This window comes from Brachybacterium atlanticum (assembly GCF_025669985.1).
In the GTDB taxonomy this organism is placed as follows: domain Bacteria; phylum Actinomycetota; class Actinomycetes; order Actinomycetales; family Dermabacteraceae; genus Brachybacterium; species Brachybacterium conglomeratum.
Map to the genome: position 1 here is coordinate 35,934 of NZ_JAKJJW010000028.1, position 10,144 is coordinate 46,077.

The 10,144-nt window shown below is 72.9% G+C and carries 9 protein-coding genes; 4 read left to right on the top strand and 5 right to left on the bottom strand.

Annotated features, from left to right (window positions below):
* Positions 1-18 precede the first annotated feature (18 nt).
* Complete coding sequence (gene pseI, locus L3K22_RS12860) at positions 19-1,092, top strand: pseudaminic acid synthase (protein ID WP_263311716.1); 1,074 nt, start codon at positions 19-21, stop codon at positions 1,090-1,092.
* On the opposite strand, the gene L3K22_RS12865 is transcribed toward pseI, so the two are convergent.
* Positions 1,073-2,572 carry a bifunctional UDP-2,4-diacetamido-2,4,6-trideoxy-beta-L-altropyranose hydrolase/GNAT family N-acetyltransferase gene (locus tag L3K22_RS12865; protein WP_263311717.1) on the bottom strand — a complete coding sequence of 500 codons (1,500 nt, stop codon included), beginning with the start codon at positions 2,570-2,572 and terminating at the stop codon, positions 1,073-1,075. The two genes, pseI and L3K22_RS12865, sit on opposite strands and share 20 nt — an antisense overlap.
* Positions 2,569-3,306 (bottom strand): cytidylyltransferase domain-containing protein, encoded by a 738-nt coding sequence (locus L3K22_RS12870; RefSeq protein ID WP_263311718.1) that lies wholly within the window; start codon positions 3,304-3,306, stop codon positions 2,569-2,571. The genes L3K22_RS12865 and L3K22_RS12870 overlap by 4 nt, the downstream gene beginning before the upstream one ends.
* Positions 3,307-3,377: 71 nt before the next feature.
* On the opposite strand from L3K22_RS12870, the gene pseB reads away from it, so the two are divergent.
* Positions 3,378-4,367, top strand: coding sequence for a UDP-N-acetylglucosamine 4,6-dehydratase (inverting) (pseB, locus tag L3K22_RS12875; RefSeq protein ID WP_263311719.1), 990 nt, complete (start codon positions 3,378-3,380; stop codon positions 4,365-4,367).
* A gap of 1 nt (position 4,368) precedes the next feature.
* On the top strand, positions 4,369-5,496 hold the full coding sequence (gene pseC, locus L3K22_RS12880; protein WP_263311720.1) for a UDP-4-amino-4,6-dideoxy-N-acetyl-beta-L-altrosamine transaminase: 1,128 nt from the start codon (positions 4,369-4,371) through the stop codon (positions 5,494-5,496).
* 169 nt (positions 5,497-5,665) lie between these two features.
* Here the strand turns inward: pseC and L3K22_RS12885 are convergent, their stop codons facing one another.
* A complete protein-coding gene (locus L3K22_RS12885; RefSeq protein ID WP_263311721.1) occupies positions 5,666-7,690 on the bottom strand; it encodes a DUF6541 family protein in 2,025 nt (674 codons plus the stop codon).
* Entirely contained in the window at positions 7,687-8,106 is a 420-nt protein-coding gene (locus L3K22_RS12890; RefSeq protein ID WP_263311722.1) for a DUF2304 domain-containing protein, read from the bottom strand. Before L3K22_RS12890 ends, L3K22_RS12885 begins: the two co-directional genes overlap by 4 nt.
* Before the next feature lie 69 nt (positions 8,107-8,175).
* Between L3K22_RS12890 and L3K22_RS12895 the strand changes: the two genes are divergently transcribed.
* Complete coding sequence (locus L3K22_RS12895) at positions 8,176-8,883, top strand: glycosyltransferase family 2 protein (RefSeq protein ID WP_263311723.1); 708 nt, start codon at positions 8,176-8,178, stop codon at positions 8,881-8,883.
* A gap of 119 nt (positions 8,884-9,002) precedes the next feature.
* On the opposite strand, the gene L3K22_RS12900 is transcribed toward L3K22_RS12895, so the two are convergent.
* Positions 9,003-10,007 (bottom strand): LCP family protein, encoded by a 1,005-nt coding sequence (locus tag L3K22_RS12900; protein ID WP_263311724.1) that lies wholly within the window; start codon positions 10,005-10,007, stop codon positions 9,003-9,005.
* Between the last annotated feature and the right edge of the window lie 137 nt (positions 10,008-10,144).

A 10,144-nucleotide genomic window follows, 5' to 3' on the forward strand; every position in this document is an offset into this window, starting at 1 on the left:
CTCCAGTACGATCGGCGCATGTCCTTCAGCCAGAACGGTACCCCCAAGTCCCTGCGGATCGGCGACCTCCAGGTCGGCGAGACCCATGCCCCCTTCGTCGCCGCGGAGATGTCCGGCAACCACAACGGCGACCTCGGTCGCGCCCTCGCGATCGTCGACGCGATCGCGGAGACCGGCGCCCCGGCGATCAAGCTCCAGACCTACACGGCGGACACGATCACCATCGATGCCGACGGCCCCGCCTTCCGCATCACCGACAGCCACGGCCTGTGGGGCGGACGGAACCTCTACAGCCTCTACCAGGAGGCGCACACCCCGTGGGAGTGGCACGAGGCGATCTTCGCCCGCGCCCGCGAGCACGGCATGATCCCGTTCTCCAGCCCCTTCGACGACACGGCCGTCGACCTGCTGGAGGACCTCGGCGCCCAGGTCTACAAGATCGCGTCGCTCGAGATCGGCGACATCCCGCTGCTGTGCAAGGTGGCCCGCACCGGCAAGCCGGTGATCCTCTCCACCGGCGCCGCCGATGCCGGCGACGTGGACCTCGCCGTCAAGACCCTTCGCGCCGAGGGCAACGAGCAGATCGCCGTGCTCGGCTGCACTTCCTCCTACCCGGCGACCGCCGAGGCGTCGAACCTGCGCACCATCCCGGTGCTCGCCGACACCTGGAAGGTCGTCGGCGGCCTCTCCGACCACACCAAGGGCATCGGCGTGAGCGTCGCGGCCGTCGCCTTCGGCGCCGCGATCCTCGAGAAGCACGTCACGCTGCGCCGCGCCGACGGCGGCGTAGACTCCGATTTCTCCCTCGAGCCCGAGGAGCTGAAGGCCCTGGTCGACGAGTCCTACGCGGCCTGGCTCGCGCTCGGCGAGGTGCACGTCGGCCCGACGACGTCCGAGGCCGAGTCCCAGCGCCTGCGCCGCTCGCTGTTCGTGGTGAAGGACGTGCGCGCCGGAGAGGAGATCACCGCGGAGAACGTCCGCTCGATCCGCCCCGCGGGCGGGCTCGAGCCGCGCTATCTCGACGTGGTCCTCGGCCGCACCTTCGCGAAGGACGTCGAGCGCGGAACGCCGCTCAGCTGGGATCTCGTCTGACCAGCACGTCGAACTCGCCGCCGTCGCGGTCCGGATCGAGCACGTAGCCGGCCCCGGCGAACAGCCGCTGGGACGGCAGGTTGTCGGGAAGGATCGCGGCGACGACGACGGCGCCGGGGTGACGCGCCCCGAAGGCCGCCTCGCCGGCGGCGAGCACCGGACGGGAGAGCCCGTGGCCGCGCGCCTCGGGGGCGAGGGTGATGGACACCTCCCACTCCTCGCCCGCGGGCGCCTCCTCCAGCGCGTCGAAGCGCACGGTGCCGACGGGCGCGCCGCCCCGCTCGACGACGTACAGCTCGCGGGACGGGTTCTCCAGGGTCCGCGCGTACCAGGTGGAGTGGGACTGCCACGGCACCGGGGCGGAGTCGCGGGAGACCTTCCGGGTCTCCGGGTCGTTGCGCCAGCGCAGCAGCAGCGGCGAGTCCGACGGGGTCGCGGGACGCGCCGCGACCGGCGTCTCCGCCGCTCCGATCCGGCGCGCGAGCGCCGCGTCCCAGGCGGCGACGATCCGCTCCGCGCCGTGACCGTCGACCTTCTCCCGGCCCACCGAGGTCCAGCTGCGCATCGCGCGCAGGTCCGCGATCGCCCGCTCCACCTCCGCGGTCGCCGCAGGGCGGTCGGTGCGCACTTGCTCAAGGGTGCCGAGCCCGCGGGCGATCCGCTCGGCAAGGGCGGCCTCGTAGCCGGCGCGCTGATTCTCCACCACCGCGACCAGCAGGCTCGGAACCCCGATGCAGGCCAGCTCCCAGGCCGTGGTGCCCGCGGCGCTGACCACGAGGTCCGCCGCGCTCGCCCGCTCGAGGAAGGCGGGGGAGGGGGCGAGCAGCTCGACGTCCTCCCCGGCCTCGGCCCGGACCGCGTCCCAGCCGTGCTCGGGCGCGATGACGCTCACGTGCGCGACGCCCTCTGCCGCGGCGCAGACGGCGGCGAGGGTCCCGGCGGCGCCGGTCGCGTCGGTGCCGCCCATGACGATCAGCACCCGGGCGCCGCGGCTGACGTCGTGGTCCTCATGGACCCGCTTCTCCCGCGCGGCGCGCACCTCGGCGCGCATGGGGGCGTAGGCGATGCCGAGGAGCACCTCGCCGCTGCCGTCCTCGGGGCGGCCGACCCGCTCGGCGCGGATCGTGGAGTCGACGACGACGTCGGCCGGACGGCGGCCGAAGGCGCCGTCCTCCATCGAGGACAGCAGCGCGCCGCCCGCGCGCACCTGGTCCCGGGCGTCGGCCCCGATCGAGTAGTCGTCGACGTGGACGACGCTCGCGCCCTGCTCGGCGGCGAGGATCCCGAGGTCCTCGGGCGCCGCGGTCACCTCGAGACCGGACTCGTCCAGCAGGTGCCGGGCGAGCGGCGCCTCGATCGAGCCGGCGACCACCACGGTGTGCCCGGCGGCGCGGGCGGCGTCGGCGACGGAGAGCGCCCGCACCAGGTGGCCGATGCCTCCCGACGGGGTCGCGTCGCACCGGATCGCGACGTGGGTCATCCGTCGGCCAGCTTCTTCTGGCGCACGCCCGCGTTGATCCGGGTGATGTCGGGGCGTGAGCGCAGCAGGTCCACCACCTCGTGCCATGCCGGGGCGCGATCCCCCAGCTCGGCGACGACCGCGTCGAGCATCTCGCCGTCCTCGACGGTGTCCAGGGTCACCCGCAGGTCGTTCGCGGCCGGCTGGACGACCAGGCCCATGGTGCGGAAGTAGCGCTTGGAGTCGTAGAGATAGGAGGTGACGTGCGTGCGGTGGAAGCTCTCGGCCTCCGCGTCGGCCGTCAGCAGCGCCTCCCGCGAGGCGAGCTCGACGTCCAGTCCGCGCGGCAGCGTGCGCACCAGCGTGGTCGCGGTGTAGTCCAGCGACGGATCGGTCCTCCACAGCCCTACCACGGCGGAGATCAGCGAGGGGTCCGCCAGCGGGCAGTCCGCGGTCAGGCGCACCACCGCATCGGCCCCGGTCTCCTCCAGGGCGAGCACGAAGCGGGAGAGGACGTCGTCCTCGCTGCCGCGGACCACCTGCACGCCCAGCTCCTCGCCGAGCTCGGCGACGGCGTCGTCCCCGGGGGCGGTGGACGTCGCCACCACCACGTCCTCGATGCCCTTGGCGGCGCGGGCGGCCCGCACCATCCATCCCAGGACCGGTCGGCCGCCGAGCGGCCGGAGCACCTTCCCGGGGAGGCGGGAGGAACCTGTCCGAGCTTGGATCACTGCGACGGTTCGTGTATCGGTCACCGTGCCATAATGGCACGCGCGTCCTGGGTCGCCCGCGCGCCGCCCCAACCCCGTCGACGAAAGAGATCTGCATGTCGCTCCTCAACGGTGCCTCCATCCTCATCACCGGTGGGACCGGCTCCTTCGGCAAGGCCTTCCTGCGTGAGGTGCTCGACAACCACGACCCGCGACGGGTCGTCGTCTTCTCGCGGGACGAGCTCAAGCAGTACGAGGTCCGCAACCAGTTCGGCAACGACCCCCGCCTGCGCTGGTTCCTCGGCGACGTCCGCGACGAGCGCCGCCTCGCCCGTGCGCTGAAGGACGTGGACTACGTCGTCCACGCCGCCGCGCTCAAGCAGGTCGACACCGCGGAGTACAACCCCTTCGAGTTCGTCAAGACCAACATCCTCGGCAGCCAGAACGTCATCGAGGCGTCCATCGACGCCGGCGTCAAGAAGGTCGTGGCCCTGTCCACCGACAAGGCCTCCAGCCCGATCAACCTCTACGGCGCCACCAAGCTCACCGCCGACAAGCTCTTCATCACGGGCAACCACTACGCCGCGAGCTACGACACCCGCTTCGCCGTGGTGCGCTACGGCAACGTGATGGGCTCGCGCGGCTCGGTCATCCCCTTCTTCCGCCGCCTCGGCGAGGAGGGCAAGCCGCTGCCGATCACGGACATGACCTGCACCCGCTTCTTCATCACCCTGCCGCAGGCCGTGCAGATGGTCATCGACACCTTCGAGCTCATGCAGGGCGGCGAGCTGCTCGTGCCGCGCATCCCCTCCATGAAGGTCACCGACCTCGCACAGGCCGTCGTGCCCGGCGCCGAGATGGTCGACGTGGGCCTGCGCCCCGGCGAGAAGCTCCACGAGGAGATGATCAGCCCCGAGGAGGGCCGCCGCGCGGTCATCATCGAGGACGGCAAGTACTTCATCATCCAGCCCGACCTCGCGACCTGGGGCTACAAGGCCCCCGAGGGCGCCGTGCCGGTCGAGCCCGGGTTCTTCTTCCGCTCGGACTCCAACGACCAGTGGTACACCCAGCAGGAGATCGCGGACATCATCGAGGGAGGGATCTGAGGTGCTGCCGTACGGCCGTCAGTCCATCGAGTCCGACGACATCGCGGCCGTCGAGGCGGCGCTGCGCAGCGACTGGCTGACCACGGGCCCCGAGGTCGACCGGTTCGAAGCGGCGATCGCGGAGCGCGCGGGCGTGGAGCACGCGGTCTCGGTCACCTCCGGCACCGCCGCGCTGCATGTCGCCTACGCCGCCGCCGGCATCGAGCCCGGCGACGAGGTCGTCACGACCCCGCTGACCTTCGTCGCGACCGCTGCGGGCGCCGCCCTGCACGGTGCGAAGATCGTGTTCGCGGACGTCGACCCGGCCACCGGCAACCTCGACCCCGCCGCCGTCGAGGCCGCGGTCACCGAGCGGACCAAGGTCATCGCGGGCGTCGACTACGCCGGCGTGCCGGTCGACGCCACGGCCCTGCGCGAGATCGCCTCCCGGCAGGGCGCACTGTTCCTCGAGGACGCCGCGCACTCCATCGGCTCCACCCAGGACGGCGCCCCGGTGGGCTCCCTCGCCGACCTCACGACCTACTCGTTCTTCCCGACGAAGAACCTCACCACGGCCGAGGGCGGTGCCGTCGTGACGGCAGACGCGGAGCTCGCCGCCCGCGCCCGGGCGTTCAAGAACCACGGCCTGGTGCGCGACAAGGCGGTGCAGCGCTATCCCGACGAGGGCCCCTGGCACCAGGAGGTCCACAGCTTCGGGCTGAACTACCGCCTGCCGGACGTGCTGTGCGCGCTCGGCACGAGCCAGCTCGCGCGCCTCGATGCGTTCGTGGCCCGCCGCGCCGAGGTGAAGAAGGCCTATGACGAGGCGCTCGGCGACCTCGAGGGCGTCGAGATCCCGGGCGTGCCCGAGGGGGCGGCGCCCGCCTGGCACCTCTATCCGCTGCGGGTCCCCGCCGAGCGACGCCGCGCCATCTTCGAGGCCATGCGCGAGCAGGGCATCGGGGTGCAGGTCAACTACATCCCCGCCTACTGGCACCCGGTCTTCGAGGACCTCGGCTACCAGCGCGGGATGTGCCCCGTGGCGGAGGACTACTACCGCCGCGAGATCTCGCTGCCGATGTTCCCGGGCCTGACCGACCAGGACGTCGAGCGCGTCATCGAGGTGACCCGGAAGGCCGTCGCCGGCTGACCCCACGGAGGCCCGGCAGATGCGGAGAGGGCGCCACGGGCTGCGAGCCGTGGCGCCCTCTCGCCGTCCGTGCCGGCGAGCGGGGCGGCGGAGGGCCGCCCTGCCGGGGCAGCGGCGGCAGGCCCACTGAAGGGGGCGGCGCTCCGCCGGGATCAGCGACCGGGCGGGGTCACAGCGGCGGATCGCACTCGATCCGGATCAGCCGCGAGTGGTCCGTCTCGAACAGGACCGTGCCGAGGGACTCCCCGCCCTGCTCGATCGCGCTGAAGGCGGGGTCGTACTGGTAGGGCTGCCGCTCCTGGTAGATGTAGCCGATCCCCGCCTCCGCGAGGGTCCGGCAGCGCCAGGTCCACCGGTCGGCGTAGGGGACCGCCGCGATCGCGGCGCGGTCCTGGTCGGTCAGCGCCGTGCCCGCGACGGGCAGATGGACGTTCAGCCCGTACAGCGAGTACATGTGCGCGGCGCCCGAGTACGGGCTGGCCAGGATCGACAGGTCCGGGTCCAGCTCCGGGGCGATGCGGGCGAAGGCCTCGAGCTCGTCGGCCTGGAGGAAGCGGCCCCGCCCGGGATACTCCGCCGCGAGGTTCTTCTCGGCGTTGTCCAGCCGTGGCGGGACCGAGCCGAGGGCCGCGAGGGTCGCGAGCACGACCAGCACCCCGACCACGGCGCGGCCGCGGACGGTCGGCCCGCCCACCGGCAGGGAGCGCCGCAGCAGGCGAGCCCAGGCCTGCAGCCCCGGCACCATCAGCAGCGCGGACAGCATCGCGAGCGGGATCGCGATCCGGTCCTGGCCGCGGAAGAAGAGGACCGAGAGGTTCAGCGGCGAGCCGACCGCGGCGTCGAGGTACATCACGGCGACCACGATCCAGGCCACGGCCAGCCAGCGCAGCGGGCCGCGCAGCGTGGAGACCAGGCCCGGCCACCACAGCACCGCGATCACCGTCCCCAGCGCCATCGGCCACACCGTCAGCAGGCCGAGGCCCACCTCGCCCAGCGCCGACCACCACGGCACCTGCAGACCGCCGGAGAAGCCCGTCACCCGGGCGCCCAGCGGCGTGTAGGTCAGCACCGCGACGGGCAGCAGCGCGAGGACCGGCACGGCGAGGAGGCGCCGGCAGGTGTGCCGCAGGGGAAGCCCCGTCACGATCGTCAGCACCGCGATCAGGATCAGCGCCATCACCCCGACGTTCGGCTGCATGAGCGTGAGACCGATCCCGGCGAGCCCCACCACCCCGAGCGCCGCCCCGATCGCAGGCCACACCGGGGCCGCGTCGGCGGAGCCGTCGGCCGCGTCGCGCACGGCGGGGGAGGACGGCGGCGGCAGGACCGAGACCGAGGCGTCCTCGTCGAGGCCCGCCCGGGCGCGCACCGGGCCGGTCAGGGCGTGCCAGATCGCGACCGCGCCCGCGAGCGCCCCGGTCAGGGCGGCGAAGCCGGTGAGGTTCGGGACGGGGGAGAGATGGATCCACAGGTTCAGCGGACTGGCGGGGATCACCGCGGCGACCAGCGCGACGGCGGGCGGTGCCCACCGCAGCTGCGGGAACAGCGTCCGCGCCAGCAGCGCGAGGCCCACCACCCACGGCACCACCGCGAGGGCGAGCACGGAGCCGTTCAGCACGATCGGGATGTCGACGCCGGGCACCAGCGCGGCCAGGTCGTGGAAGGCCGCGGGATAGGAGGACGGGGCCCGGGTGCTGCTGGTCACCGCGTTCAGGGTGAGGCTCGAGCCGTCGCCGGTCTCGCGGATGTGGGTCAGCGCGGTGAGGTGGTAGAGCGTGTCGTAGCGCTCCAGCACGGCGTCGGCGCCGCCGGCCTGCCGCGCGATGGGGACCACCGCGACCGCGAGCCCCGCGACGAGCGCGCCGGCCCAGCCCAGGTGCGCCGCGAGCGGGCGCGGCGCGAGCAGCGGGCCGTCGAGCACCGTCGAGGGGAGGCGCACCCCGCGCCGGGCGAGGAGATGGGCGAGGAGCACCAGCAGCGCGGAGAGGACCACGAAGGGGAGCAGCGTCCAGGCCACCCCCGCCACGGAGGCGATGATCGCGCCGATCCCGGCCACCGCGGTCCCGATCGCCGGCGCGAACGCGAGGGCGATCAGGCGGGAGCCGGCCAGCGCGCGGACGGCGAGATAGCCGGGGACGTACGCGGCGGCGAGGACGATCAGGACGACGAGGAGGAGGCTCGCGGCGCCCGTCATCCGTCGTGCTCGCGCAGGGAGCGCTCCCGGTACTGCGCGGCCGGCTCCGCCTCGTCGAGGCAGAGCTGTCGGGCCAGATAGGTGGTGCGCTTCTCGGCGTTCTTCGTCCGCGCCTCCTGGAGGGCCAGGAAGCCCAGCAGCACCAGGACCGTCGCGTACAGCAGCAGATCGGCGCCGCGCCCTACCCCGACCATGTGCGCCACGCGCGTGAGCATCGTGGGGAACAGCACGTTCAGCGCCGCGAAGACGGCGAAGGCGATGACGAGCAGGCGCCGGACTGCGAGCTGCTTCGCGCCGCGCTTGACGAAGAGCCACGCGACGATCGCCACGATCCCCGCCACCAGCAGCAGCTGGATGATGAAGGTGCGCCCGCTCACCCCGAGGGCAGGGCCGAGCGCTTCGAGCAGAGTGTCCACCGCAACAGGGTATCCTCCTCGGGCGTGCGCCTCCCCGCCGCCGAATGCTCCGTCACACGAGGAGAACCCATGGACAGCCCTGACCCCTCGCGCGCCACGAACGCGCCCGGGGCCGACTGCACCTGGTTCGTCGTGCCGCTGTTCAACGAGGGCGTCGTCATCGGCGACGTGATCCGTGACCTGCGCTCCCGCTACCCGCTCGTGGTCTGCGTGGACGACGGCAGCGCGGACGGCTCGGCCCGGATCGCCGAGGAGGCCGGGGCCGCCGTGGTGCGCCACCCCTACAACATGGGCCAGGGCGCGGCGCTGAAGACCGGCATCGACTACGCGCTGCGCGACCCGCAGATGCGGCAGATCGTGACCTTCGACGCCGACGGGCAGCACCAGGTCGACGACGCCGCGGAGATGATCCGCAAGCGGGATGCGGAGGGCGTGGACATCGTGCTCGGCTCCCGCTTCCTCGACGCCCGCACCAAGCCCGGCCTGATCAAGCGCATGGTGCTGCGCGGGGCGGTCTGGTACTCGAACCTGACCTCCGGGGTGAAGCTCACCGACGCCCACAACGGGCTGCGGGTGCTGGGCCGCGGGGCGTGCGAGAAGATCACGATCGAGCAGAACCGGATGGCGCACGCCTCCGAGATCGTCGAGGAGATCGGCCGCCACAAGCTCACCGTCGCCGAGCACCCGGTGCACATCCTCTACACCGACTACTCCCGTTCGAAGGGCCAGTCGGTGCTGAACTCGGTGAACATCGTCATCGACATACTCTTCCGCTGAGCCCGGCGCCCCACGAGGCAGGGCCCCAGCCCGCAAGGGCCCATGACAAGGAAGCGGCCGACGTACGTTGGGACGCCGGCCGCTCCTCGTCGTGAAGGGCGCTCCTCGGCGCCCCGCGCTCACCCCTCCGTCGGCGTGGGCTCGGCCGTGCCGTCGGCTACCGAGTCGAAGAACGCCCTGATGTCCTCGTCGTCGGTGAGGATCGCGACGCCGGAGTTGTTGGTCTGGTACTCGGGATCCTCGATCGGGATCGACAGCGAGCCCGAGCCCATCGCGGAGCGGGCGGTCAGCGCCATCCGGGCCACGTCCACGATGCCGGTGCCGTCGCTGGTGGTCAGCGCGCCGGAGCCGGCGCCCGCGAGCCGCACCTGCGTGATCGGGTTCAGCAGCACGGCGGGGGAGGTGGCCCGGTCCATCAGCGCGGAGACGAACTGCTGCTGGCGGGCCTGGCGGCCGATGTCGGCGGTCGGGTCGAAATAGCGGGCGCGCACGAAGGCGAGGGCCTGCTCGCCGCCCACGTCGTGGCAGCCCTCCGTCATCTTCAGCCCCGACTTCTCGTCGTCCACGTCCTGGTCGATGCACAGGTTGACATGGCCGACCGCGTCGACCACCTGCGAGACGCCGTCGAAGCCGATCTCGACGTAGTGGTCGATCGTCAGCCCCGTGAACTCCTCGACGGTCTCGACCAGCAGGGGAGCGCCGCCGAAGGAGTAGGCGGCGTTGAGCTTGTACCCGCCGTACCCGGGGATGTCCACGAGCGTGTCGCGGGGCAGCGAGATCAGGTAGCTCTTCCCGCCCCGCGCCTTGTGCAGGAGCATGATCGTGTCGGTGCGGGCGCCCTCGGTGCCGTCGGCGCTGACGGCCTCGCCGTCGCGCTCGTCGGAGCCGGCGATGAGATAGGTGGTCCCGGGCGTGTTCTCCGCCTCGGACAGCGCGTCGACGTGCTCGATCCGGCTGTTCGCCCAGAGGGTGAGGCCCGCGCCCCAGCCCAGCACGATCACCAGCAGCAGCACGGCGAGGGTCGCGCCGAGCCGCATCGGGCGCGGGCTCCGGGCACGGTGACGCCGGGTGCGCGGCGGACCGCCGGGCCCGGCAGGGCCGCCGTGTCCGCGGCTGTCGTGCACGGGCTGCGGCTCCTCGCCCCACGCTCCGGCGCGCGCGTCCTCGGGATGCGCCCCGGGACCGCCGGCGCCCGTGGTCCCCCCGACACGCGGCAGGGGGCGGGTCGGCGCAGGACCTGGGGCATCGACTCTGCGGCCGG

What these genes read in the sequence shown, in the direction of transcription:
- pseI (WP_263311716.1), top strand. Translation starts at nt 19, where the DNA reads ATGTCCTTCAGCCAGAACGGTACCCCCAAGTCCCTGCGGATCGGCGAC.
- L3K22_RS12865 (WP_263311717.1), bottom strand. Translation starts at nt 2,572, where the DNA reads ATGACCCACGTCGCGATCCGGTGCGACGCGACCCCGTCGGGAGGCATC.
- pseB (WP_263311719.1), top strand. Translation starts at nt 3,378, where the DNA reads ATGTCGCTCCTCAACGGTGCCTCCATCCTCATCACCGGTGGGACCGGC.
- L3K22_RS12885 (WP_263311721.1), bottom strand. Translation starts at nt 7,690, where the DNA reads ATGACGGGCGCCGCGAGCCTCCTCCTCGTCGTCCTGATCGTCCTCGCC.
- L3K22_RS12895 (WP_263311723.1), top strand. Translation starts at nt 8,176, where the DNA reads ATGGACAGCCCTGACCCCTCGCGCGCCACGAACGCGCCCGGGGCCGAC.